The 22926-nt window shown below is 69.8% G+C and carries 23 protein-coding genes and 5 tRNA genes; 23 read left to right on the top strand and 5 right to left on the bottom strand.

Features of this window, described 5'->3' with window-relative positions; translation table 11 throughout:
* Window positions 1-14 precede the first annotated feature (14 nt).
* On the bottom strand, window positions 15-860 hold the full coding sequence (locus KF837_17575) for a hypothetical protein (GenBank protein ID MBX3229133.1): 846 nt from the start codon (window positions 858-860) through the stop codon (window positions 15-17).
* An 80-nt stretch (window positions 861-940) separates the two neighbouring features.
* Between KF837_17575 and KF837_17570 the strand changes: the two genes are divergently transcribed.
* Together KF837_17570 and KF837_17565 are read left to right on the top strand one after the other, a co-directional pair.
* Entirely contained in the window at window positions 941-2944 is a 2004-nt protein-coding gene (locus tag KF837_17570) for a TonB-dependent receptor plug domain-containing protein (GenBank protein MBX3229132.1), read from the top strand.
* Window positions 2944-3852: a hypothetical protein gene (locus KF837_17565; protein MBX3229131.1), complete on the top strand. Its 909-nt coding sequence runs from the start codon at window positions 2944-2946 to the stop codon at window positions 3850-3852. Before KF837_17570 ends, KF837_17565 begins: the two co-directional genes overlap by 1 nt.
* 2 nt (window positions 3853-3854) lie before the next feature.
* Here KF837_17565 and KF837_17560 read toward each other — a convergent pair whose 3' ends face one another.
* Window positions 3855-5432 (bottom strand): OmpA family protein, encoded by a 1578-nt coding sequence (locus KF837_17560; GenBank protein ID MBX3229130.1) that lies wholly within the window; start codon window positions 5430-5432, stop codon window positions 3855-3857.
* 52 nt (window positions 5433-5484) lie between these two features.
* Entirely contained in the window at window positions 5485-6582 is a 1098-nt protein-coding gene (locus KF837_17555; GenBank protein MBX3229129.1) for a serine/threonine protein kinase, read from the bottom strand.
* A 30-nt stretch (window positions 6583-6612) separates the two neighbouring features.
* Between KF837_17555 and KF837_17550 the strand changes: the two genes are divergently transcribed.
* Together KF837_17550 and KF837_17545 are read left to right on the top strand one after the other, a co-directional pair.
* Window positions 6613-7935 (top strand): metallophosphoesterase, encoded by a 1323-nt coding sequence (locus KF837_17550; protein ID MBX3229128.1) that lies wholly within the window; start codon window positions 6613-6615, stop codon window positions 7933-7935.
* Window positions 7936-7939: 4 nt separating this feature from the next.
* Window positions 7940-8461 (top strand): hypothetical protein, encoded by a 522-nt coding sequence (locus KF837_17545; GenBank protein ID MBX3229127.1) that lies wholly within the window; start codon window positions 7940-7942, stop codon window positions 8459-8461.
* Between the two features lie 44 nt (window positions 8462-8505).
* Here the strand turns inward: KF837_17545 and KF837_17540 are convergent, their stop codons facing one another.
* A complete protein-coding gene (locus tag KF837_17540; protein ID MBX3229126.1) occupies window positions 8506-8709 on the bottom strand; it encodes a hypothetical protein in 204 nt (67 codons plus the stop codon).
* 155 nt (window positions 8710-8864) lie between these two features.
* Between KF837_17540 and KF837_17535 the strand changes: the two genes are divergently transcribed.
* From KF837_17535 to KF837_17500, 8 genes are all read left to right on the top strand, one after another.
* Window positions 8865-10034, top strand: a complete 1170-nt coding sequence (locus KF837_17535; GenBank protein MBX3229125.1) for a tetratricopeptide repeat protein — start codon at window positions 8865-8867, stop codon at window positions 10032-10034.
* 129 nt (window positions 10035-10163) lie between these two features.
* Window positions 10164-10236: transfer RNA gene (locus KF837_17530), tRNA-Thr, on the top strand.
* Window positions 10237-10280: 44 nt separating this feature from the next.
* Window positions 10281-10362 (top strand) — tRNA-Tyr (locus KF837_17525).
* A gap of 11 nt (window positions 10363-10373) precedes the next feature.
* A tRNA-Gly gene (locus KF837_17520) sits at window positions 10374-10446 on the top strand.
* Window positions 10447-10496: 50 nt separating this feature from the next.
* Window positions 10497-10568, top strand: a tRNA-Thr gene (locus tag KF837_17515).
* A gap of 43 nt (window positions 10569-10611) precedes the next feature.
* Entirely contained in the window at window positions 10612-11802 is a 1191-nt protein-coding gene (gene tuf, locus KF837_17510) for an elongation factor Tu (protein MBX3229124.1), read from the top strand.
* 12 nt (window positions 11803-11814) lie between these two features.
* A complete protein-coding gene (rpmG, locus tag KF837_17505) occupies window positions 11815-11976 on the top strand; it encodes a 50S ribosomal protein L33 (GenBank protein ID MBX3229123.1) in 162 nt (53 codons plus the stop codon).
* Window positions 11977-12007: 31 nt separating this feature from the next.
* Window positions 12008-12083 (top strand) — tRNA-Trp (locus KF837_17500).
* Between the two features lie 95 nt (window positions 12084-12178).
* On the opposite strand, the gene KF837_17495 is transcribed toward KF837_17500, so the two are convergent.
* Entirely contained in the window at window positions 12179-16111 is a 3933-nt protein-coding gene (locus KF837_17495; GenBank protein ID MBX3229122.1) for an Ig-like domain repeat protein, read from the bottom strand.
* Between the two features lie 175 nt (window positions 16112-16286).
* Between KF837_17495 and secE the strand changes: the two genes are divergently transcribed.
* From secE to KF837_17440, 11 genes are all read left to right on the top strand, one after another.
* Window positions 16287-16832, top strand: coding sequence for a preprotein translocase subunit SecE (gene secE, locus KF837_17490; GenBank protein ID MBX3229121.1), 546 nt, complete (start codon window positions 16287-16289; stop codon window positions 16830-16832).
* 15 nt (window positions 16833-16847) lie between these two features.
* Window positions 16848-17381 carry a transcription termination/antitermination protein NusG gene (nusG, locus tag KF837_17485; protein ID MBX3229120.1) on the top strand — a complete coding sequence of 178 codons (534 nt, stop codon included), beginning with the start codon at window positions 16848-16850 and terminating at the stop codon, window positions 17379-17381.
* Window positions 17382-17383: 2 nt separating this feature from the next.
* Entirely contained in the window at window positions 17384-17599 is a 216-nt protein-coding gene (locus tag KF837_17480) for a hypothetical protein (protein ID MBX3229119.1), read from the top strand.
* Window positions 17599-18450, top strand: coding sequence for a metallophosphoesterase (locus KF837_17475; protein MBX3229118.1), 852 nt, complete (start codon window positions 17599-17601; stop codon window positions 18448-18450). Before KF837_17480 ends, KF837_17475 begins: the two co-directional genes overlap by 1 nt.
* A gap of 97 nt (window positions 18451-18547) precedes the next feature.
* Window positions 18548-18988 carry a 50S ribosomal protein L11 gene (rplK, locus tag KF837_17470; protein ID MBX3229117.1) on the top strand — a complete coding sequence of 147 codons (441 nt, stop codon included), beginning with the start codon at window positions 18548-18550 and terminating at the stop codon, window positions 18986-18988.
* A 26-nt stretch (window positions 18989-19014) separates the two neighbouring features.
* Window positions 19015-19827: a 50S ribosomal protein L1 gene (gene rplA, locus KF837_17465; GenBank protein MBX3229116.1), complete on the top strand. Its 813-nt coding sequence runs from the start codon at window positions 19015-19017 to the stop codon at window positions 19825-19827.
* A 2-nt stretch (window positions 19828-19829) separates the two neighbouring features.
* The gene (gene rplJ, locus KF837_17460) at window positions 19830-20384 is read left to right on the top strand and encodes a 50S ribosomal protein L10 (protein MBX3229115.1); all 555 of its coding nucleotides are present in this window, start codon (window positions 19830-19832) and stop codon (window positions 20382-20384) included.
* Window positions 20385-20446: 62 nt separating this feature from the next.
* Window positions 20447-20836: a 50S ribosomal protein L7/L12 gene (gene rplL / locus KF837_17455; GenBank protein ID MBX3229114.1), complete on the top strand. Its 390-nt coding sequence runs from the start codon at window positions 20447-20449 to the stop codon at window positions 20834-20836.
* A 253-nt stretch (window positions 20837-21089) separates the two neighbouring features.
* Complete coding sequence (locus tag KF837_17450; GenBank protein ID MBX3229113.1) at window positions 21090-21866, top strand: DUF1963 domain-containing protein; 777 nt, start codon at window positions 21090-21092, stop codon at window positions 21864-21866.
* Window positions 21867-21954: 88 nt separating this feature from the next.
* A complete protein-coding gene (locus tag KF837_17445; GenBank protein ID MBX3229112.1) occupies window positions 21955-22599 on the top strand; it encodes a hypothetical protein in 645 nt (214 codons plus the stop codon).
* 13 nt (window positions 22600-22612) lie between these two features.
* A complete protein-coding gene (locus KF837_17440; GenBank protein ID MBX3229111.1) occupies window positions 22613-22885 on the top strand; it encodes a hypothetical protein in 273 nt (90 codons plus the stop codon).
* Window positions 22886-22926: the final 41 nt, after the last annotated feature.

Here is a 22926-nt window from a genome sequence, read left to right as displayed (position 1 = left end):
AAGGTCTCCTGTGTTCAGCGCCGGCGCCGGCGGATGCTCCGTGCAACGGTCAGGCCGACCAGCCCCAGCACCGCAAATGCGGGTGTTACCGGAGCCGTATTCGGCGATGCGGCGCACGAGGCGGTGCCTTCTGCCTCAGCGGTGCATTGATTGCCCGAGCACGACGAGCTCGCGCTCCCCGACACCTGGATGTTCAGCTGCGCGCGGAGCGCGTCGATGCACCGCTGGAGGTTGTCGCCCGTGTCGACGTACTGGCCGTCGCAGAAGAGCGCGCCCTCCGGCCGCTCGCAGCGCCCGCGGCAGCCGCCCTCGAGCCGCGCCTTGCAGTCCGCGTCGAGGCGGCTCTGGCAGTCGATCTGGCAGCGCGCGTTCGCCTTCGCGCGGCACGAGCCCTGGCACGACGCGCGGCACTTCGCGTCGCACGAGGCGTTTGGCTCCGTGCCGGTGCAGCTCGCGGTGCACTTCGCGTTGCAGCTCGCGGAGCACTTCGCCTTGCACGCGCCGCTCGCGGTGTTGCTGCTCGCCTGACCCTGACACTCTGCATCGCAGTCCGCGTTGCAGCTCCCTTCGCAGCTGCCCTGACAGTCGAGCGAGCCCGGATCGGCGGTGCACTGCCCGGTGCACGTCCCCTCGCACGCCGCCGTGCACGTCGCGTCGACGCTGGCGGAGCACTCGCCGTCGCACTGCGCGGTCAGCTGCGCGTTGCACGCGGCCTCGAAGCGCGCCGGCTCGCACTGCGCCGTGCAGCCGCCGGAGGTGACGACCTCGCAGCGCGCGCTCGCCCGGACGTCGATGTCGTTGCACGCCGCGATCCCGGCACGCGCGTCACGTGGGGCGAGAAGGAGGAGAGGGACGGCCACGAAGGCCGCGAGGAGAAAGCGAGGTTCTCTCATGCATGCACGTGTTGCAGCGCGCGTGCCGTCGGCCCAGGATGGGCGCGGTGCGTCTCCGGGTGGGCATTATCGTCGCGCTGTCGCTCGTCGCGCGTCGCGCTCACGCCGACGACGTGGAGGCGGTCGTCGTGCGCGGCGGCAAGACGCCGCCGGGATCGACGTCGTCCGACTCGCTCGCGCGGAACGAGGTGCGGCAGCTGCCCGGCGCGTTCGGCGATCCGTTCCGCGCGGTGGAGGCGGTGCCCGGGATGACGCCGGTGCTCTCCGGCCTCCCTTACTTCTACGTGCGCGGCGCGCCGCCGGGGAACGTCGGCTACTACTTCGATGGCGTCCGCGTCCCGTACCTCTTTCACTTCGGGCTCGGCCCCGCCGTCATCCACCCCGCGCTCATCGCGAAGACGGAGCTCCATCGCGGCGGCTACCCCGCGTCGGTCGGCCGCTACGCCGGCGGCGTCATCGAGTCGACCGCGATGCCGCCGTCGGAGCGCCTCCACGGCGAAGGACAGCTCCGGCTCATCGACGCGGGCGCGCTCGTCGAGGCCCCGTTCGCGAACGGCCGCGGCTCCGCGCTCGCGTCCGCGCGTTACTCGTACACCGCCGCGCTCTTCAACCTGCTCCAGTCGGACACGACGCTCGACTACCGCGACTACCAGGCCCGCGTCTCGTTCCAGCTCGGCGAGCACGACACGATCTCGTTCCTCGGCTTCGGCGCGTTCGACCTCGCGTCGCAGCGCGAGACGGTGGACCCGAGCGCCCGCCTCTTCGTCGATCCCTCCGCCCCGCGCGACACGTCGGCGCTCACGGTCGAGCGCATCCTCTTCGCGTCGGAGTTCCATCGCGGCGACCTCCGCTGGGACCACACCTTCCGCGGCGGCGGCCGCCTCCGCGCCGCCGCGACGATCGGGTTCGATCGCACCCGCGTCGAGGCGCGGCGCGCCGCGACCAACGTGATGACGGCGGGCCGCGTCGAGATCACGCAGCCCGTGACGAAGGGCGTCCTCGTGCGGACCGGCGCCGACGTCGTCGTCGATCGCTACCACGCCGACGCGCTCGCCGCGTTCGCGGACGACGACGACGTGGTCGCGCGGCAGGCCGGCATCTTCGCGTCGCGCACCGACTGGGCGGCGGGCGCGCGCGTCGACGCGGTCATCACCGCGCTGCCGTTCGTCGAGGTCGTGCCCGGCCTGCGCTTCGACGCGTTCGGCTCCGGCCCCGCCACCGCGGGCACGCTCGATCCGCGCCTCTCCGCGCGCTTCTTCGTGACGAAGAAGGTCCGCATCGTCCACGCCTACGGCATGGCCACGCAGCCGCCGTCGACGCCGATCACGCTCCCCGGCATCACCCTCGCGAACCTCCGCGGCGGCCTCCAGCGCACGGCGCAGACGAGCGCGGCGGTGGAGGTCGACGTGCCCTACGACTTCACCGCCACCGGCGGGATGTTCCACAACGCGTTCTACAACCTGAACGACGCGCTCGGCACCGCGCAGGTCGAGCTCATCGATCTCGAGCGCAGCGACGCGCTCCTCACGAAGAGCCGCGGCTCCGCGTACGGCGTCGAGATCGGCCTGAAGCGGAAGCTCACGAACCGGATCGGCGGCCTCCTCTCGTACACGCTCTCGCGCTCCGAGCGCACCGCGGGTGGCCAGCGCTTCATCTCGGCGTACGATCGCCCCCACGTGCTCTCCGCCGCCGCCTCCGCCGATCTCGGACGCAACTGGCGCGTGGGCCTCCGCTTCGTCACGTACAGCGGCATCCCCCAGAGCGCGCCGCGCCCCGCGTTCCCGCAGCAGAGGGTGGGCGTCCCGCCCGATCGCACGCCCGCCTTCGTGCGCGTCGACCTCCGCGTCGAGAAGCGCTGGAACATCGGAAAGACCGGCTGGATCTCGTTCATCGTCGAGGCCCTCAACGCCACGCTCTCGCGCGAGGTCACCGGCTACGCGTGCGGGACCGCGCTCGAGCTCCCCGGCGCGGCGCCGGCGTCGCCGGTGTGCCGCGAGCGCGTCGTCGGTCCGGTCAGCGTGCCGAGCCTCGGCGTGGAAGGAGGATTTTGATGCGTCGCTTCCTCGCGCTCGCGCTCGCGCTCTTCGGCGCCGCGTGTGTCCCCGCCGACGAGGCGCTCAGCCTCGGCTCCGTGCAGTTCCTCTTCACCGCGTCGGACTACACCGTCGACGGCGCGAGGAGCGAGGACCAATACGCGCTCCGCTTCGATCGCGTCGTCCTCGGCTTCAAGACGATGACGGTCGGAAAGATCGGCGCGCCCGACACGTGCTCCTACCGCGGCCGCGGCGCGATCACGAACGCGGTCTTCGATCCGCGCCACGGCCTCGTGCAGACGTTCAACGGCATCCAGCCGGTCGAGTGCCCCGACGTCGGCGTCATCTTCGGCACCCCCGACGACGCCACCGTCCCCGCCGAGGGCACGCCGCCGGAGGAGCTCGTCGCGCTCGCGAACGAGGACGCGCACGCGATCATCGAGGCGACCGCGACGCCCCCGATCCGCTCCGAAGGCGAGGAGCCGAAGCCGTACAAGATCTTGCTCCGCTTCGAGCCGATCAAGACGTCGACGCGCTTCGGCGGTTGTCGCGGACCAGGCGTCCGTGGCCGCGGCGACGGGAGAGGCGTGGGCATCCTCGCCGGCGAGCGCGACGTCGTCGGCGTGCACTTTGCGGCGGAGAACCTGTTTCGCAACACGCCCACCAGCGCGGGCGACCTTCGCGTCGCGCCGTTCGCGCAGGCCGACCGGTTCGGGAACGACGATCGCGTCGTCACGATGGACGAGCTCGATCGTCTCCCGCTCACCAGCGTCCCCGGCAGCTACCAGCTGCCGAGCGACGAATCGCTCACGACGACGCGGGCCGCGTCGTTCGGCGACTTCGTGCGCTTCCTCTTCCGCTTCACCGTCCTCTATCGGAACCAGAAGAGCGGGCTCTGCGTCGGGAACCCGCCCGGCGGGAGCTGACGCTACGGCGCCGCCGACTCGACGATGTGGAGCTCGACGCGGCGGTTCGCCTGCTTGCCTTCCTCGGTCTGGTTCGAGTCGATCGGGTTCCCCGCGCCGACCCCCTTCGCGACGAGCCGCTTCTTGTCGACGCCCCGCTTCACGAGCGCGGCGACGACCGCCTCCGCGCGCGCCTGGCTCAGCTTCACGTTCCCTTGCGGCGAGCCGGTGCTGTCGGTGTGCCCTTCGACCCGCACCTTCTTGATCTCGGGGTGCATCTTCATCGTCGATGCGATCGCGATGATGATCATGTCGCTGTCGCCCAGGATCTCCGCGCTCCCGCTCTTGAAGCGGACCTGCTCCGCGATCCGGATCTGGCCGTCCTCGATCCGCGCGAGCGGGCAGCCGCTCTTCTTCGGATCGGGATCGGCGGGTCCGGGCGCGTCGGGGCAGGCGTCGTCCTTGTCGTAGACGCCGTCGCCGTCGCGATCGGGCGGGCAGCCGTTCGCGTACGTCTCGGGGCTCGCGACGCCGGGGAGATCGGGGCACGCGTCCTCGGCGTCGACGATGCCGTCGCCGTCGCGATCGGGCGGCGGCGGCGGAGGCGGCTCCACCGGCGGGGGCGGCGGCGGCGGCTCGACCCGCGGCGGCGGCGGCGGGGGAGGGGGCGGCGCCGGCTTCTCGTAGGCGGGGGCCCACTCGGCCGAGAGCACGCCGCGGAAGGCGGGCGATCCCAGACCGTGCGCGAGACCCCGGCCGACGCCGGCGCCGAACCGGAAGTCGCCGGCGCTGTAGTGCGCGCCGAGGATCGCCTCGACGGAGGTGGCCTGGCTGGTGAGGAACGTGTCGCTGCGAAGGACGCTGCTCGCGAAGACCTCGGGGCCGACGACGAGCCTTCGCTTCGCGAGGCGGACGCCGGCGGCGCCGCCGAGCTCGAGCTGACTGCCGAGCCTGGTCCCGTCGTAGCGCTCCGTCAGCGCGCGGTAGTGGAGCGCGGCGCGTGCAGAATACACGAAAAGCGAAATGTCGCCGGCGACGGTCACGCGCGGGACGACGACGCGCGTGTTGCCGTCGCTCGTGTAGCTCTCGCGCGTCCCGGTCGGGAGGTAGAGCGCGGAGCCGGCTGCGAGCGTGAACCGATCGCCGTACTCTCCGGCGAGCCGCACGTCGGCGCCGAGCCGGATGTCGCCGAGGCGGCCGCCCGGCGGCGGGAACGTCGCGGTGTTCGTGACGACGGTGCGCCCTTTCGCGTAGACCCCGATCGGGACGAGCGCGCCGACGCGCACCCGGTCGAAGAGGACGAGCGACGCGCTCGGATCGATGAACACCTGATGCCGCACGAGCGAGCGGAGGTAGTTGCCGTCCTCGTCGTAGGCGACGAGCGGGCGATGGCTCCACACCGTCGTCACGCCGATCGCGGGCCGGACCTTGCCGCGGAGATCGAGCGAGTCGAGGGCGAACCACTCGCTCCCTCGCTCCGCGAGATCGAGGCGATCGACCGCGAAGCCCCGCTGGATCGGGGTCGTCTGGGCCCGCGCCGGAGAGGCGGCGGCCAGCGTCCCGAGGACGATCGCGATGCTCCCGAACCGGCGCGCGCGCATGGCCCGATCAGCGTAGCGAGACGCGCCCCGGCGGCCCAAAAAGCCGCGAGGGTCACCGGACGAGGAGCGCGACGAGCGCGGCGACGATCGCGACGGCGGCGGCGGCGAGGAGGACGGGGCCGGGCCGCCGCGGCAGCGGGCGGTTCCGCGCCGGGGCCTCCGCGAGCGCGGGCGGCGCGCTGAGGCGGAGCCCCGCCGACTCGTCGCGCGCGGGGAAGAGCGAGCGCATGAACTGCTCGAGCGCGAGCCGCGACACGCCGAGCCGCTCCTCGCGCACGAACGCCTCGAGATCGGCCTGGAGCTCGCGGCCGCTCGCGTAGCGCTCTCCGCGGTCCTTCGCGAGCGCCTTCATGACGATGCGCTCGAGCGCGGGCGGGTAGCCGGGCGCGACGTCGCTCGGCCGCGGGACGTCGCGATCGCAGACGAGCATCAGCGTCTCGATCTCGCTCTGTCCCTTGAAGAGGCGCTTGCCCGTCGTGAGCTCGAAGAGGATCGTGCCGAGCGCGAAGAGGTCGCTCCGCGCGTCGAGCGGCTCGCCGCGCGCTTGCTCCGGCGACATGTACGCGACCTTGCCTTTGAGCTTCCCCTTCGTGTCGGCGGGACAGTGCTCGGTCGCGCTCTCGGCGATGCCGAAGTCGACGAGCTTCACGTCGCCGGCGAACGTGACGACGATGTTCTGGGGCGACACGTCTCGATGGACGATCGCGAGCGCGTCGCCGCCTTCGCCGCGCCGCTCGTGCGCGTGCACGAGGCCGGCGCACGCGCCGAGCACGATCGCGAGCGCGTGCTCGAGCGGGAACGCGAGCACGCCGGCGCGCTTCATCTGGCGGACGATCGCGCGGAGGTCCTCACCGTGGATGTACTCCATCGCGATGAACCAGCGCCCGTCGATCTTCCCCGCGTCGAAGACGTGCGCGACGTTGGGGTGATCGAGCGTCGTCGCGATCTTCGCCTCGTGGAGGAGCATCTCCACGTACGTCGCGTCGTCGTTCAGCTCGGGCAGGATGCGCTTGATGACGAGCCGCTTCTCGAACGTCCCCGCCGCGCCGAGGTCGCCGCGCTGGACCGCGAGGAAGATCTCCGCCATGCCGCCGGCCGCGATGCGCCGGAGCAGCATGTACCTCCCGAACGCAACGGGTCGTTCGGACATCCGCGAATAGTGTACTTCTTCGCGGCGGAGATGACTCGTCTTCGGTTCTCCCTCGTCGCGGTGGTCGCGCTCCACGCCGCGCCGGCGCAGGCGCGTATCACGAAGGGCCCGTGGGTGCAGCGCGTCGGGACGACGAGCGCGGTCGTCCGCGTCGAGGTCGATCCGCCGAGCGCCGCCTCGCTCGAGGTGAACGCCGGCGCGGACGGAGGCGCCGCGCGGACGATGCAGGACGCGGACGTGAAGGCGCTCCACGCGTTCGCGCTCGACGCGCTGGCGCCGGCGACGCGCTACACGTACTCGGTCCACGCTGGCGACGCGTCGAAGCTCGCGTCGTTCACCACCGCGCCGCCCGACGACACGACGACGCCGTTCCGCTTCCTCGTCTACGGCGACAACCGCACCGACGACGCCGCCCACGCGGGGGTCGTGCGCGCGATGGTCGCGTCGCCGGCCGATCTCCTCATCCACACCGGCGACTTCGTCGAGAACGGCGGCTCGCTCCCGCAGTGGCAGCGGTTCTTCGAGATCGAGGCGCCGCTCCTCGAAGCGCGTGTCCTCGTCTCCGCGGTCGGCAACCACGAGCTCGTCGACGGCTCCGGCGTGAGCTACGTGAAGTTCTTCGGCCCGCCGAACGGCGAGCGCGTCGCGAAGCCGGAGCACCTCAATCACACCTTCCGCTGGGGGAGCACGCGCTTCTTCCTCCTGAACGGCCTCGATCACTTCAAGCCGGCGAGCGCCGAGCGCAGCTGGCTCGAGAAGGTCCTGTCCGACGCGGACGGCGAGAAGGGCCTCACGTGGCGCGTCGTCGTCGTGCATCACGGTCCGTGGTCGAGCGGCCCGCACGGCGGCAACCCCCGCCTCCACGAGCGCGGCGTCCCCGCGCTCTTCAAGCGGCACGGGGTCGACCTCGTGCTCTCGGGGCACGATCACGTCTACGAGCGCGGCCTCGGCGCGGGGCTCCCGTTCGTCGTCAGCGGAGGCGGAGGCGCGCCGCTCTACAAGCTGCGCGCGCGCATCCCGGAGTCGCGCAAGAGCGAGACGGTCCATCACTTCGTCGAGGCCGACGTCGGCCCGCGCGTGATGCAGCTCACCGCCCTCCGCGCCGACGGCTCGCGCATCGAGCGGTGCGCGCTCTCGAAGGACGCGGAGGGCTGGTTCTGCGGCGACCTCGCGGCGACGCCGCCCGACGGCGGCGCGCCGGCGCTGGGCGAGCCGGAGAAGGCGCCCGCGCCCGGGGCCGCGCCGTCTCCACGCTGCTCCTGCCGCGCGGCGGGCGACGCGCGCGGCGCCGGCGCCGCGTTCCCGTGGGCGCTGGCGCTCGTTGCGTACGCGGTGCGGCGTCGGCGATACTGAGCGCATGCGCGCGTCCGTCTTTGCGGTTCTCCTCGGCGGCGTCGTCGCCTGCACGACGTACCGCGACCAGCTCGCGCGCGGCGAGCGGGCGTTCGAGCAGAAGGATCACGATCGCTCGATCGCGATCCTTCGCGACATCGAGCCCGACTTCCAGCGGCTCTCCGCGACCGAGCAGGCGACGTACGCCTTCGTCCGCGGCATGGCCGACTACAGCGTCGGCTACAAGGCGGACGCGCGCCACTGGCTCGCGGTCGCGCGCGGCGTCGAGGAGGCGACGCCGGGCGCGCTCGGCCCCGAGCGCAAGGCGAAGGTCGCCGCCACGCTCGACGAGCTGAACAAGATCGTCTTCGACGAAGCCTCGACCGCGAACCTCGTCAACGAGCGCACCGAGCCCGCCGCCGCCCCGGAGCCGGAGAAGCCCGAGAAGCCCGCGCGCTCGAAGCCGAAGAAGCCCGAGCCCAAGCCCGACCCCGAGCCAACGCCCGAGGAAGACGACACCGCCCCGGACCCTCCCGCGAAGAAGTAGCCGCGTCGAACGCGAGCGCGCGGCATCAAAACGTTCTGACGTTCTTATGCATCGCGCGAGCGGGGTGCAGGGGCGAAGTCCCTGCGTTGAAGCTGGTCTTTGAGGCTCAGGCGCATGCGTTTGAGCTCGGCTGTCAGCGTGCGTTCGGAGGGGGTTGGGCGCGGGCGGTGGGCGAGCTTCTTGAGCTGCGCCTCGATGCGCTGCGCCTGGGCCTCGAGATCACGCGTGCTGAGATGCGAGAGCTTCATGCGTCCTGGACCTCCGAATGCCGGTCACTCACGGGCTGGCCGTTCGCCATCCGTCCCCCGACGACGATCTCGGTAACACTTGCTCGCGCGGCGGCCAGGGGCGGCCGCGTCTCTTGCACGTCGCTCCTCGGCGCCGCGAGGCTTATGCTCGAAAGATGTTTCTTCGTCGCGGGTTGGCGATCGTGGCCGTCGCGATCGCAGGGTGCGCGCCGGCCGCAGCGGCGCCGGCGGAGCCGAAGACGCCGACCAAGATCGAGGCGTCGAACCAGATCATCTCGACGAAGGTGCAAGGCACCGCGAAGGAGCTCCGCGCGCGCGGCGAGCACGCGCTCCTCGCGCAGAGCTGGCAGGAGGCGGTCGACGCGTTCGAGGCGCTCCTCGCGGGAGACCCCGCCTCCGCGAACGATCCCGCCGTGCTCTACGACCTCGCGCTCGCGTACGAGGGCATCGGCGAGCGCGAGAAGGCGCGCGCGCGCTTCCGCGAGGTGTCGACGCGCTTCCCCGACGATCCGAACGCCCGCAGCGCGCTCGCGCGCGAGGTGTCGCTCGACGCGTACCTCGAAGACTGGAAGGCGCTCGGCGAGACCGGCGACCGCATCCTCGCGCGGCCGAGCCTCGAGCCCGCCGACAAGATGCTCGGGCTCGGGGCGCGCGGGCTCGCGCGCATCACCACCGGCGACGAGGCGGGCGCGGCGAAGGACGTGAACGAGGGGCTCGACATCGTCGAGGAGACGCGGTTCGGCGCGACCGGACAGCTGCCCGTCGCGGCGGCGATGCTCAAGTACGCGCAGGGCGAGATCCGGAAGACGAAGTCCGAGAAGATCGTGCTGAACCCGCCGCCGCCCGACTTCGTGCGTCAGCTCGAGATGCGGTGCCAGTACCTGCTCGACGCGCAGTCCTCGTACGCCGACGCGATCCGCTCGGTCGACCTCCACTGGGCGGCGATGAGCGGCGTCCGCGTCGGCCAGATGTACCGCACGCTCCACCAGCACCTGATGATGATCCCGCCGACGGAGAAGGCGAAGACCGACAGCGACAAGCAGCTCTTCTACGGCATCATGCACGTGCGCTACCGCGCGCTCCTCGACAAGGGGATCGAGATGATGAAGCGCACGCTCGCGCTCGGCTCGAAGCCGGAGATGCAGGGCGTCGCGACGGCGTGGATGAAGCGCGCGGAGGAGGCGAAGAAGGAGATGGAGGAGGCGCTCGAGCAGGAGAAGGCGATCCTCAAGACGTTCCCGTACACGGAGGAGACGCTCGAGAAGACGCTCGAGATCATGAAGAAGAAGGCCGCGGACGAGGCGGCCAAGGCGAGCGCGAAGTAGCCGCCACCGGCCGTGAGCGCGGCCTGTATTGACAGCGGGATCCGGGAGTGCGAACCCTAGTTCCCGTCTTGGCTTGAATGGTGCGTGGCGTTCGGCTAACTTCCGCGGCCCCCACTAAACAGGGACTATGCTGGCGTAGCTCAGTCGGTAGAGCACCTGTTTTGTAAACAGGCGGTTAGGGGTTCAAGTCCCCTCGCTAGCTCGAAGGTAGAGGAAGCTTAGGACGACTTAAAAGACAAAGATTGCGGAGGGTTGCCCGAGCGGCCAAAGGGAGCAGACTGTAAATCTGCCGGCTATGCCTACGTTGGTTCGAATCCAACACCCTCCACTCGTGACCATGCGGGAGTAGCTCAGTTGGTAGAGCGTCAGCCTTCCAAGCTGAACGTCGCCGGTTCGAACCCGGTCTCCCGCTCGAAGCTTAGGACTCAGGACGACTTTCTTAGAGACACGACGACACGACAAGCCCACCTAGCTCAGTGGTAGAGCACTTCCTTGGTAAGGAAGAGGTCACGGGTTCAAGCCCCGTGGTGGGCTCAGCATCACCACCGCGACGCGACGACGAGCAGGAGACTCGATAATGGCCAAGGAAAAATTCAACCGCACGAAGCCCCACGTCAACGTCGGCACGATCGGTCACATCGACCACGGCAAGACGACGCTCACGGCTGCCCTCGTGAAGGTCCAGTCGAAGAAGGGCCTCGCGAAGGTCATCAGCTACGCGGACATCGCGAAGGGCGGTACGGTCCGCGACGCGACGAAGACGGTGACGATCGCGGTGTCGCACGTCGAGTACGAGTCGCCGACGCGGCACTACGCGCACGTCGATTGCCCGGGCCACGCGGACTACATCAAGAACATGATCACGGGCGCGGCGCAGATGGACGGGGCGATCCTCGTCGTGAGCGCGCTCGACTCGGTCATGCCGCAGACGCGCGAGCACGTTCTCCTCGCGCGGCAGGTCGGTCTCCAGCACATCGTGGTCGCGCTGAACAAGTGCGACGCGGTGGAGGACAAGGAGATGCTGGAGCTGGTCGAGATGGAGGTGCGCGAGCTCCTCTCGAAGAACAAGTTCGACGGCGACAACGCGAAGGTCGTGCAGGTGGCGGCGTTCCCGGCGCTCAACGGCGAAGAGAAGTGGGAGAACTCGATCGGCGACCTCATCGCGGCGCTCGACACGCAGATCCCGGATCCGGTGCGCGACATCGACAAGCCGTTCCTGATGGCGATCGAGGACGTGTTCTCGATCAAGGGCCGCGGCACGGTCGTGACGGGCCGCGTCGAGCGCGGGGTGGTGAAGACGGGCGAAGAGGTGGAGATCCTCGGCTTCCGCGAGACGCGGAAGACCACCGTTACGGGCGTCGAGATGTTCCGCAAGCTGCTCGACGAGGGCCGCGCGGGTGACAACATCGGCGTGCTCCTCCGCGGCATCGAGAAGGACGACGTGGAGCGCGGTCAGATCCTGTGCAAGCCGGGCACGGTGACGCCGCACAAGAAGTTCATGGGCGAGGTCTACGTCCTGAAGAAGGAGGAGGGCGGCCGCCACACGCCGTTCTTCACGAACTACCGCCCGCAGTTCTACATGCGGACGACGGACGTGACCGGCACGTGCCAGCTCCCCGAGGGGACGAAGATGGTCATGCCGGGCGACAACGTCACGATGACGATCGAGCTCATCACCCCGGTCGGCATCGAGGAGCAGATGCGCTTCGCGATCCGTGAGGGCGGCCGCACCGTCGGCGCCGGCATCGTCACGAAGATCCTCGAGTAAGCGCGTTCCGCCATGTCGACGCACTCCGGGCGCATCGAGATCGCTCTCGTCTGCTCGGAGTGCGAGTCACGGAACTACCGGACCACGCGGAAGAAGGAGCAACAGGGGCAGCTCTCCCTCAAGAAGCACTGCCCCAAGTGCAACCGCCACACGGTCCACAAGGAGACGAAGTAGCCGCGCCGTCATCACCAAGCGCGCGGCTCGAAGGGGTTTAGCTCAGTTGGTAGAGCAGCGGATTCCAAATCCGCAGGTCGTGGGTTCGAGCCCCTCAGCCCCTGCCACGAAGAACGAAGCGCCGCCGGCCCCGTGCCTGCGGCGCTTCGTCGTTGGGCGTTCATGCCGCTGAAGCCGGCGGCGTGCTGCCCGGCCCGCGGGCTCAGCGCTTGCGGCGGCGCAGCGCGAGGGACGCGAAGGCGAGGAGCGCGGCGGCGCCGCCGAGGGCTCCGGGCGCGCCGCGCGGGGTCGTCGAGCAGCCGCCGCCGTCCGAGGTCGTCGGGCCTTGCGGGCCGACCGAGATCGGCGGCGTGGTCGCGGCGTCGGGGGACGACGCGCCCGGGCCGGGGGTCGACGGGCCGCCCGGCGCGCCGCCGTCGGGCGTCGCCGCCGCCACGATCTCCTGCGAGAGGACGTCGGACGTGCTGCCGTCGAGCTGCGTGCTGCCGAGGTAGCGCGCCGTGATCGGGTGGGTGCCGAGGGTCAGCGTCGACGTCGTGAAGGTCGCGGAGCCGCCGCTGATCGCGACCGTGCCGAGCGTGGTCGCGCCGTCGAGGAACTCGATCTCGCCGGTGATGCTCGCGCCGCCGGCGAGGACGGTCGCGTTGAAGGCGACCGTCGCGCCCGCGGTCGCCGGGTTCGCGGAGGACACGACCGCGATCGTGGTCGAGCCCTTCTCGACGACGTGGGTCGTGCTCGCCGAGCCCGGATCGTTGTTCGTGTCGCCGCCGTACTCCGCGACGACGAGGGTGTCCCCGAACGGGAGCGCGTTCGTCGTCGTCGTCGCGAGGCCGCTCGCGTCGACCGCCACCGTGGCGAGCGTGCTCGCGCCGGCCTTGAAGGTGACGCTCCCGGTCGGCGTCGTCGTCGCGCCGCCGAGCGTCGCGGTGATCGTGACGACGGCGCCGAACTTCGAGGGCGACGGCGACGACGCGACGCTGATCGCGGTCGCGTTCTGGCTGACCGTGTGCGGGAGCGTCGCGCTCGAAGCGCCGAAGTCGCTCGTCTGCGCGAAGGACGCCCCGATCGTGTGCGCGCCCTCGCCGAGCGACGACAGCGTGAGCGACGCCGCGCCGCTCGCGCCGACGTCGCTGCGGCCGATCTCCGTCCCGTCGTCGGTGAAGACGACCTCGCCGGTCGGGATCGCCGTCGCGGGCGCGACCGCGCTCACCGTCGCGGTGAACGTCACGTTCGAGCCGAGGCGCGACGGGTTCGCCGACGCGGCGAGGGAGAGCGCCGACTCTGCGCGGCTCACCACCTGATCGAGGGCGTCGGAGCTCGCGCCGAAGTTCGAGTCACCGGCGTACTCCGCCGCGACCGGGTGCGTGCCGCCGGAGGGAGCGGTGAACGGCGTGGTCGCGCTGCCGCTCGCGTCGAGGGTCGCGGTCGCGATCGCGACGCCGCCGCTCTTGAAGACGACGGAGCCGGTCGGGATCGCGGTGGTGGCGGACGTCACCTTCGCGGTGAGGGTCGTGGACTGGCCGAAGACGGACGGGTTGAGGCTCGACGTGAGCGTCGTCGCCGTCCCCGCCGTGTTGACCGAGTGCGCGAGGGTCGAGGTCGCGGTCTCGTAGGCCGCCTGGATCGCGTGGACCCCCGCGCTCAGGTTCGACACCGGGAGCGAGGCGCTGCCGTTCGCGATCGGGACGGTGCCGATCGTGGTCGCGCCGTCCTTGAACGTGACGTTGCCCGTCGCCTCGCCGGTCGGCTTCGTCACCGCGGCGGTGAAGGTGACGCTCTCGCCGAAGACCGACGGCGACTTCGACGCGGTCAGCACGATCGACGGAGCGCCCGCCTCGACCGCCTGCGTGATCGGAGGCGACGTCGACGGGGAGAAGCTCGCGTTCCCGCCGTACTCCGCCGTGATCGTGTGCGTCCCCGCCGTGAGGTCGCTCGTCGTGTAGGTCCAGGTCGAGCTCGCGCCCGCGGTCCCGGTGCCGAGCGTCGTCGCGCCGTCCTTGAACGTCACCGTCGCGCCGCCGGCGATCGTGTTGCCGCCGGCGGGCTCCGCTCCCGGCGCGGTGGCGGTGACGGTCGCGGTGAACGTGACCGGCGCGCCGGTGCCGGACGGGCTGTTCGACGTGATCGTTACGGTGGCGGTGGAGGCCCTCCGCACCTGCTGCACGAGCGGCGCGAGGCTGTTGTTGCTGCTCGCCCAGTTCAGCGCGGGCTGCCCCGTCGCGGGCGTGAAGACGGCGACGATGTCGTGGTTGTTGACGCTCAGCGTGGCGATGGACAGCACGGCGGTGGTGCCCACGAGCGCGACGGGGCCGCCGCCGAGGACGGGGCCGGTCGTGCTGCCGGAGTAGAACGAGACCGTGCCGGTCGGCGCGCCGGCGCCGCCCGGGGTCGCGCGGACGACGGTCGCGGTGAGGTTCACCAGCTCGCCGTAGACGGTGCCCGCGGGCTTGTTCGTCGTTACCGTCGTTGTCGTCGCTTTCGGGTTGATCGTGATCGACGTGGAAGCCGTCGCCGACGCGTAGTTGGCGTCGCCGCCGTACTCGGCCGTGATCGTGTAGGGCGCGACCTGGCCGGCGAGGGTCGAGATCGACGCGCTCGCCTTGGCGCCGCCGGGGGTCGGCTCGAGCGTCGCGGTCCCGAACGGCGTGGTGGTCCCGCCGCTGACCCACGAGAACTTGACGCTCCCGGTCGGCGTCGCGCCCGGCGTCGAGAGCGTCGCGGTGAAGGTGACGTTGTCGCCGTACGACGCCGTGCTCGGCCCCGTGACCACGAGCGACGCGCCGGCTTTGTTCACGACCTGCGACAGGCTCCCGTTGCTGCCCTTGCACTTCACGTCGCCGGTCCAGCTCGCGGACACGGCGTAGCCCGCGCTCTCCGTCGCGAAGACGTGAGGCGCCACCGCGCTGCCGCCCGTGATGGGTGCCTCGACGATCGAGCCGTCGCCGAAGTTGAAGCTGATCGAGCCGGTCGGCGCGCCCGCCGCGCACGTCACCGCGGCGGTGAAGTCGACGCTCTGCCCGACGATGGACGGGTTCGTGCCCGAGGAGAGGGTGAGCTGCGAGTTGGCCTTGTCCACCGTATGCGCCATCGAGCCTTGGCTGCCCTTCACGTTCTCCGGCTGGTTCGGCGTGTAGCGCGCGACGATGCTGCGCTCGCCGGCCGGGAGCTTGTTCGTCGATCCGGTCGCGGTCGTGTGGTTCGGGCTGACGGTGGCGGAGTCGAACGGCGACGGCGCGGCGACGCCGTCGTAGAAGTCGATCTTGCCGCCGATCGGGACGGCGGTGAACGACGCGGTGAACGTGACGAGCTGCCCGACCGTCGACGTGGCCGGGCCTGTCACGGTCGTCGACGTCTCGAGCTTCTCGACGTCGTGCGGCTTCGGCAGGCTCGCGTCGAACGTGCTGCCGTCGAGCGTGATCACGAGGCGCGCCTTCACGTCGTGCTGGCCGACCGGGAGGAGCGCGAACGTGGTCGACGCGACGTAGATGCCGCTGCCGAAGGCCTTCTCGCGCGGCGTCTCGGTCCGCTCGAGGTTGCCGTTGCGGTAGAACTCGATGTACGACGACGTGAAGCTCGTCGCGCCGGGCTTCGCCTCGAAGACGGCGTCGATCGTCACCGGCGTGCCGAAGAACGACGGCGACGACGGGCTGTCCATGATGGCGAAGCTCTTCACGTCTTCGCAGCACGGCTGGCCGCCACCGCCGCGCGGCAACACCTTGTGCGGGAGCGGGGTCGAGGGACCGAAGTCGTCGGAGAACGCGACGATGACGTACTCGCCCTCCTTGAGCGCCTCGTTGACGTTCCACGTCGAGCGCCACCGGGACTTGGCCACCTGCGTCCAACCCTGCGGCCTCATGCCCTCGAACTGACCTTTGCACTTCGTGTAGTCGGTCACGCCGGTGTCGCACGCGTAGGCGAACGCGATCCCCTTGAGCGGCTCCTGCATGGTCTCGGCGATGAGCTGGAAGGGCTCGCCCTCTTCGGTCGGGTTCTTCGAGTCGGTGAGCGAATACGGAGGCGCTTTCGTGCCCGCGCTGCGCGCGATGCCGGTGGGCGGTGTCTCGCGTTGCTCGCTGCAGCCGAGGCCGAAGACGGTGACGAAGAGGACGAGCCAGAGGGGGATGAAGCGCAGCACGAGGGAATCGTACGGGAAGAGAGCGCGAGGACAGAAGGTTGGGGCGAGCACAAACGGGCGACGCGAGCCGTCCACACACTTCATCCGAGCTCCCTGCACGTACCGATTGCGGCGTCACGGCGGGCGATGCTAGAGAGACCCTCCCCCGGAGGGTCGGGGTAGGCCCGGTACAACGATGGCGACGGAAGAAGATCTCGAAAAAGCCTCGGATTCCGAGGGAGAAGAGAGCGAAGAGGCCGCCGAGGAACAGGCGGACGAGAAGGCTCTCGCGCGGGCCACCGAGTCCAAGGAGGAGAAGGAGGAGGAGCGTCCGGTGACGGACGACGATGCTCCGATCCAGCTCGGCTACCAGCGCTACGTCTACGGCGCCTACATGGCCGCGGCCCTCCTCGCGTCGTTCTTGTTCGCGAAGATCGGCCACGCGGCCTGGTACCGCCTCGGCCAGTGGAAGACCGAGCTCGGGGAGCCGCAAGACGAGTACTTGTTCCCAGCCGCCGGCCTGCTGGGCGTCCTCGTCGCCGTCTACTACTGGCGCAAGCCGGACGCGCGGAAGTACGCGGACGAGGTGGCGGAAGAGCTCTCGAAGGTCACCTGGCCTAGCCGCAAAGAAGTGACGAACTCGACGACCGTCGTCGTCCTGACCACCCTGTTCGCGACCGTGTTCTTCGCGCTCATGGATCGGTTCTGGAGCTTCGTCACCGACAAGATCTACACGTTTTAGATCCGAGAAATAGCCATGGCCAAGAAGTGGTACGTCATCCAGACCTACTCGGGGTACGAGAACAAGGTCAAAGAGGCCCTGCTCCAGCGCATCAAGGAGCACAACAAGGAGGCCTTCTTCGGCGAGGTGCTCATCCCGACCGAGACGGTCCAGGAGACGCGCGCGAACGGTAAGCAGCGCATCCGTCAGAAGACGAGCCTCCCCGGCTACATCTTCGTCGAGATGGACATGAGCGAGGAGGCCTGGCACCTCGTGAAGGACACGCCGAAGGTCACCGGCTTCATCGGCAACCAGCGCCCGCAAGAGGTGCGTCCGCAGGAGATCGAGGACCAGCGCCGCCGCACGGTCGAGGGCGCGGTGAAGCCGAAGCCGCGCGTGAACTTCGACGTGGGCGACGAGATCCGCGTCATCGACGGCGCGTTCGCGAACTTCTCCGGCACGGTCGAGGAAGTGAAGCCCGACAAGCAGAAGCTCAAGGTGAAGGTCTCGATCTTCGGCCGCGCCACGCCGGTCGAGCTCGACTTCTCCCAGGTCGAGAAGCGCGCGTAAGTCTGGAACCAGCGCGAGAACAGATAGACGCCGCGCTGAAGCAAGCGAGCGACGAGCTCGGCTTGCAGGAGTGGTATCGCGACTGTGTGCGGCCGCTCCTGCGCACCGGTCGCGAGGGCTATCCGCGCTGTTGCGGCGGCGGGTGCGAGCCGTGCAACCAGCTCTTGTGTCAGGTCGCGGACCGCACGCTCGAGCTCCTCGGCCGCGAGAAGCTCTGATGTCCCCGCGCGCCAAGACGTGGACGAAGCGCGTCGTCGCCGGCGTCTTCGTGCTCGGGTCCTTCGCCGCGATCTGGGCCTTCCTCGTCGAGCCGCGGCGGCTCGTCGTGCACGCGCACGATCTCGCGCTCCCCGGCTGGCCGCGCGAGCAAGCGCCGCTCCGCGTCGCGCTCGTCTCCGATCTTCACGTCGGCTCGCCGCACTGGGGCGCCGATCGGCTCCCCGTGCTCGTCGAGGCGGTGAACGCGACGCAGCCGGACGTCGTCCTGCTCGCCGGCGACTACATGATCGACGGCGTGAAGCTCGGGACGAAGACGCCGCCGGAGGCGATCGCGCAGGGCCTCGCCGGCCTCCGCTCGCGCCACGGGACGATCGCGGTCCTCGGCAACCACGACTGGTGGAACGACGGGGCGCGCGTCCGCCGCGCGTTCGAGGCGGAGGGTATCGTCGTCCTCGAGAACGAGGTCCGCACGTTCGTCCACGAAGGCCGGCCGGTCACCGTCGCCGGCCTCGCCGACACGATGACGCGGAGCCCCGAGCCGGACGCGACCTTCGCGCGCGCGCCCGCGGGCCCCGTCATCGCGCTCGTCCACGAGCCCGACATCTTCCGCTTCGACGTCGGCGCGCGGCCCTCGATCACGCTCGCCGGCCACACCCACGGCGGTCAGGTCTGGGTCCCGTTCCTCGGCCACCCGGTCATCCCGTCCGACTACGGGCAGCGCTACGCCGGCGGCCACGTGGTCGAGGAGGGCCGCCATCTCTTCGTGACCACGGGGGTCGGGACCAGCATCTACCCGGTAAGGTTCGGGGTTCCGCCCGAGATCGCGCTGCTGACCTTGCGTGGCGAGTAGTTCTGTCCTAATAAGCCGCCCCCCAGCTTCAAAGCGACATCACTACGGCCCGCCGGCTCTCCGAGCCCTGGTCGATCCCCGTAGGAGCAAGAGAGTCATGGCAAAGAAGATCACCGGTTACATCAAGCTGCAGCTCCCCGCGGGCAAGGCGAACCCTGCCCCCCCGGTCGGCCCCGCGCTCGGTCAGCACGGCGTCAACATCATGGGCTTCTGCAAGGAGTTCAACGCCAAGACCCAGGGCGGCGACATGATCATCCCCGTGGTGATCACGGTCTACTCGGACCGCAGCTTCTCCTTCATCCTCAAGACGCCGCCCGTCAGCGTGCTCCTCAAGAAGGCCGCCGGCCTCCCGACCGGCAAGAAGCCGGGCGCGGGCTCGAAGGAGCCGAACAAGACGAAGGTCGGTCAGGTCACCGAGAAGCAGGTCCGCGAGCTCGCGGCGCAGAAGATCCAGGACATGAACTGCACGGACATCGAAGCCGCCGTGCGCATCGTCCGTGGCACCGCGCGCTCGATGGGGATCGACGTCGTCGCCTGAAGGCCTGAAAGCTCCAGCCGCGAGGAATGGTCCTCGCGTCTTCGTTGAGAACCTCTCGAACCACCGCCCGCGCCGACGCGTGGACCCGGTGGGAGGCCCGAGTCAAAGGGTCGAAAAAGGAGGCACGTTTGCCGAAGTTGTCCAAGAACCGCGCGAAGGTCGACAAGGAAGTCGATCGCACGCGCAAATACACGGTCGAAGAGGCGTGCGCTCTCGTAAAGAAAGCGAAATTCGCCAAATTCGACGAGACGGTGGACCTCGCCGTCCGCTTGGGCGTCAACCCCAAGCACGCGGACCAGATGGTCCGCGGCGCGCTGGTCCTCCCGCACGGCACCGGTCAGACGGTGCGTGTGCTCGTCTTCGCCAAGGGCGAGAAGGAGCGCGAGGCCCGTGAGGCCGGCGCCGACTTCGCCGGCAGCGACGACATGGTCGCGAAGGTGAGCGAAGGATTCATGGATTTCGATCGCGTGATCGCGACGCCCGACATGATGGGCGCCGTCGGTAAGCTCGGTCGCGTCCTCGGTCCTCGCGGCCTGATGCCGAACCCGAAGGTCGGCACGGTCACCTTCGACATCGGCAACGCCGTGCGCGAAGCGAAGGGCGGCAAGATCGAGTACCGCGTCGAGAAGGCTGGCATCGTCCACGCCCGCATCGGCAAGGTCTCCTTCGCCGACAACGCGCTCGCGGACAACGCGAAGGCGCTCATCCAGGCGCTCGTCCGTGCGAAGCCCTCCACCGCGAAGGGCACGTACGTCCGTAGCATCACGATCAGCTCGACGATGGGCCCCGGCGTCAAGATCGACCCGGCGCAGTTCGTCGGCGGCACCGAGGAGGCCTGATCATGGCCGCTGCATCTTCGACCCGCGACGGGAAGAACGCCCTCATCGGCGACGTCAAAGGCAAGTTCGACAAGGCGACCTCGGTCGTCCTCGTCGACTACAAGGGCATGAACGTCGAGCAGGTGACCAAGCTGCGCGCCGCCTTCCGCAAGTCGGGCGTCGAGTACAAGGTCGTCAAGAACACGCTCCTCAAGCAGGCGCTGAAGGACTCGTCCTACAGCGGCAAGCTCGACGACGTGCTCGTCGGCATGACCGGCATCGCGTGGAGCTACGAGGATCCGTCGGCGGCCGCCAAGGTCGTCAAGGCCTTCAAGAAGGACGAGGGCGAGGCGGGCGAGAAGCTCAAGGTGAAGGCGGGCCTCATCGAGGGCTCGGTGCTCGACGGCAAGGCGGTCGAGAGCCAGCTCGCGAACATGCCCGGCAAGGACGAGCTCCGCGCTCAGCTCCTCGCCACCTTCCAGGCGCCGCTCCAGCAGCTCGTCATGCTCCTCAACGCACCCGCGCAGAACTTCGTCTACCTCCTCGCCGCCAAAGAGCGCGAGGCGACGGGCGGCTGAACCCAACCAAGTTTTTTCCTGCTCACGAGCAGGCCAACAAGTTTCGATAACGGAGAATTCAAATGGCAGATCTCACCAAGGACCAGGTCGTCGACTACCTCTCTAACCTCCCGGTCATCCAGATCGCGGAGCTGATCAAGACCCTCGAGGACAAGTGGGGCGTCAAGGCGGCTCCGGTCGCGGTCGCGGGTCCGGCGGTCGCCGGCGGCGGCGGTGCGGCGGCGGCTCCGGCGGAGGAGAAGACGGAGTTCACCGTCTCGCTCAAGGAAGCCGGCGCAAACAAGATCAACGTCATCAAGGTCGTCCGCGAGATCACGGGCCTCGGCCTCAAGGAGGCGAAGGACCTCGTCGAGGGCGCGCCCAAGGACCTCAAGGAAGGCGTCTCGAAGGCGGAGGCCGACGACTTCAAGAAGAAGCTCGAAGAGGCCGGCGCGAAGGTCGAGCTCAAGTAAATCACCTTCGCTCTCACGAGCACCTGACGGGTCTCGCACGCTTCGGCGGGCGGGGCCCGTCGGCTTTTACGCTGCTTGCGCGCCGAGCTGTGGATGGCGTCTGCGGCCGCATGGGCGGCGACGAAGAACGCGTGCGCCGAGCCAGGCGCGCCACCGACGCGCGGTTGCCTCTTGCTATGCATGCATTCGGCCGCTGTTTGCCGAAACAACGCGTGCGCTCTCGTCCGTCCCTGAGTCCTCGTATCCTGTCGCGGTGCCGAACCGCATCGACGACTTCGTACGGCGGGTGAAAAACCCATTCTGGGTCAACACGAGCCGGGCGAACGAGATCTTCGAGGGGTTCTCTTTCGAAGACGTCTGTCCGCCCGAGCGCTGGGAGAACATACCGCACCTGCGCTTCCGCGTCGGACCCGTCGAGACGCTCGAGAGCGGCCCCGGCTCGCGGCTCGCGGGTCCCGCCCTCGCGGGAGCACCGGACGGCTACGAGCTCGCGGCGCACCTCGATCTCGCGGAGCTGGCGGACGTCCATCGCGGCGAGGTCCCTCTTCCCTCGGAAGGCACGTTGACCCTCTTCACGGACGTGGTCGAGACGCGGGTGCAGCTCCGGCGCGACCTCACGGCGACGGGGGCACCGGCGCGCGGGCGTCGGTTGATCCCGGAGCTCGTCGAGCGCGTCGACCGACGAGCCGAGCGCGAGGCCGAGGTCCACGGCCGCTGCGTGAATCGAATGTTCTGGGGGCAGTCACCGCAGACGGGGACGTGGCTCTACTGGGCCGCGATGTTCGAGCTGAAGAGGCACGGGCTCGGGGGCTCGCTGAAGGAGCTGCGCGAGGCCGAGGCGAAGGGCGTCGACGTGGTCGAGATCATTCGCGGGCTCACGAGCTGGCGGATGCTCTGGCAGATCGACGGCGACGACGAGATCGGCCTCACCGCGGGAGGCGAAGACCGGCTCTATGTCTTCATCCGGCTCGACGACCTCGAGGCCGGTCGCTTCGATCGGGTCGTGCCCGTCGTCGAGCCTCACTCCTGAGCGCACGCGTCGATCGCGCGATGTGAAATCGAGGTCGCGGGGCACCTTGCCGCTTTGCGTCCTTCCTTCGATGCGGTACCGCGAGCGCATGAAGCTCACCCCGCTCTTCGTCCTCGCCCTCGCTTCGCTCGCCGGCTGCTCCGCCGACGCCGCCACCGAGGCCGACGTCGCGGGGGACGAGCTCGCGATCGGCAGCGCGCCGATCGCGCTCGACGGGACGTACTACTTCGAGGGCGAGGTGAAGCCGCTCGGCCGCCTCACCGTCGACGTCGTCGACATGCGCATGTCCGACGCGGCCGATCGCCTCGCGGATCTTCGTTCGTCCGGCGCGAATTGCGCGCTCGTCATCAGCCAGACGTACCGCTGCACGAAGATGCACGGCGCGAGCGCGGTGGCCGACGCGTCGCTCGAGGCAATCGCGGCGCGGAGCGCGGGCCTCTCCGTCACCTTCGGCGCGCGCACCGGCTCGCCGAGCCTCGTCACCGACGCGGACTCGCTCACGGAGTGGCAGATCCCGCAGAACGGCACCGGCCTCGCGGGCAGCTTCGATCGGTACACGTACCGCCAGCTCCGCAACGGCCCGACGAAGATCGTGCTCCCCGGCGCGGGCGATCTCGGCGACGAGCTCCTCGTCGAGGACGCGAGCCGCATCACGAAGTGGGAGCGCAAGGTCGTCACCGAAGGCCGCTGGCGCTGGCACGAGGACATGGCGGTCGCCGTCCTCGCGCGCTGAGCCTTTCCGAGCGATGAAGCCTGAAGACGTGCTTCGGGGTCTGTGTCGCGCGGTCCTGATGGGCGACGCGGACAAGCTCGCGGCGCTCTGCACCGAGCAACAGACCACGATCCTCGACCACTTCGAGGAGTGGTCGAACGGCGCGGCGGCGATGAAGGAGAGCCCGGAGTCGATGCAGGCGATCAGCATCTGCCTCCAGCTCGTCGCCGAGATGTTCGCCGACGCCGGCATCCCGCAGCCGCTCGAGACCCTCGGCCGCCGCACCAAGGCCGACGCCCTTCACTGACCGTCGATCCGCGCCGTCGCGGATCGCCGGGGCATGCGAGC

Source organism: Labilithrix sp., assembly GCA_019637155.1.
GTDB lineage: Bacteria > Myxococcota_A > Polyangia > Polyangiales > Polyangiaceae > Labilithrix.
This window is presented reverse-complemented; position numbering and strand designations above follow the sequence as displayed.

What these genes read in the sequence shown, in the direction of transcription:
- KF837_17565 (MBX3229131.1), top strand. Translation starts at nt 2,944, where the DNA reads ATGCGTCGCTTCCTCGCGCTCGCGCTCGCGCTCTTCGGCGCCGCGTGT.
- KF837_17560 (MBX3229130.1), bottom strand. Translation starts at nt 5,432, where the DNA reads ATGCGCGCGCGCCGGTTCGGGAGCATCGCGATCGTCCTCGGGACGCTG.
- KF837_17555 (MBX3229129.1), bottom strand. Translation starts at nt 6,582, where the DNA reads ATGTCCGAACGACCCGTTGCGTTCGGGAGGTACATGCTGCTCCGGCGC.
- KF837_17550 (MBX3229128.1), top strand. Translation starts at nt 6,613, where the DNA reads ATGACTCGTCTTCGGTTCTCCCTCGTCGCGGTGGTCGCGCTCCACGCC.
- KF837_17545 (MBX3229127.1), top strand. Translation starts at nt 7,940, where the DNA reads ATGCGCGCGTCCGTCTTTGCGGTTCTCCTCGGCGGCGTCGTCGCCTGC.
- KF837_17540 (MBX3229126.1), bottom strand. Translation starts at nt 8,709, where the DNA reads ATGAAGCTCTCGCATCTCAGCACGCGTGATCTCGAGGCCCAGGCGCAG.
- KF837_17535 (MBX3229125.1), top strand. Translation starts at nt 8,865, where the DNA reads ATGTTTCTTCGTCGCGGGTTGGCGATCGTGGCCGTCGCGATCGCAGGG.
- tuf (MBX3229124.1), top strand. Translation starts at nt 10,612, where the DNA reads ATGGCCAAGGAAAAATTCAACCGCACGAAGCCCCACGTCAACGTCGGC.
- rpmG (MBX3229123.1), top strand. Translation starts at nt 11,815, where the DNA reads ATGTCGACGCACTCCGGGCGCATCGAGATCGCTCTCGTCTGCTCGGAG.
- secE (MBX3229121.1), top strand. Translation starts at nt 16,287, where the DNA reads ATGGCGACGGAAGAAGATCTCGAAAAAGCCTCGGATTCCGAGGGAGAA.
- nusG (MBX3229120.1), top strand. Translation starts at nt 16,848, where the DNA reads ATGGCCAAGAAGTGGTACGTCATCCAGACCTACTCGGGGTACGAGAAC.
- KF837_17475 (MBX3229118.1), top strand. Translation starts at nt 17,599, where the DNA reads ATGTCCCCGCGCGCCAAGACGTGGACGAAGCGCGTCGTCGCCGGCGTC.
- rplK (MBX3229117.1), top strand. Translation starts at nt 18,548, where the DNA reads ATGGCAAAGAAGATCACCGGTTACATCAAGCTGCAGCTCCCCGCGGGC.
- rplA (MBX3229116.1), top strand. Translation starts at nt 19,015, where the DNA reads ATGGTCCTCGCGTCTTCGTTGAGAACCTCTCGAACCACCGCCCGCGCC.
- rplJ (MBX3229115.1), top strand. Translation starts at nt 19,830, where the DNA reads ATGGCCGCTGCATCTTCGACCCGCGACGGGAAGAACGCCCTCATCGGC.
- rplL (MBX3229114.1), top strand. Translation starts at nt 20,447, where the DNA reads ATGGCAGATCTCACCAAGGACCAGGTCGTCGACTACCTCTCTAACCTC.
- KF837_17445 (MBX3229112.1), top strand. Translation starts at nt 21,955, where the DNA reads ATGAAGCTCACCCCGCTCTTCGTCCTCGCCCTCGCTTCGCTCGCCGGC.
- KF837_17440 (MBX3229111.1), top strand. Translation starts at nt 22,613, where the DNA reads ATGAAGCCTGAAGACGTGCTTCGGGGTCTGTGTCGCGCGGTCCTGATG.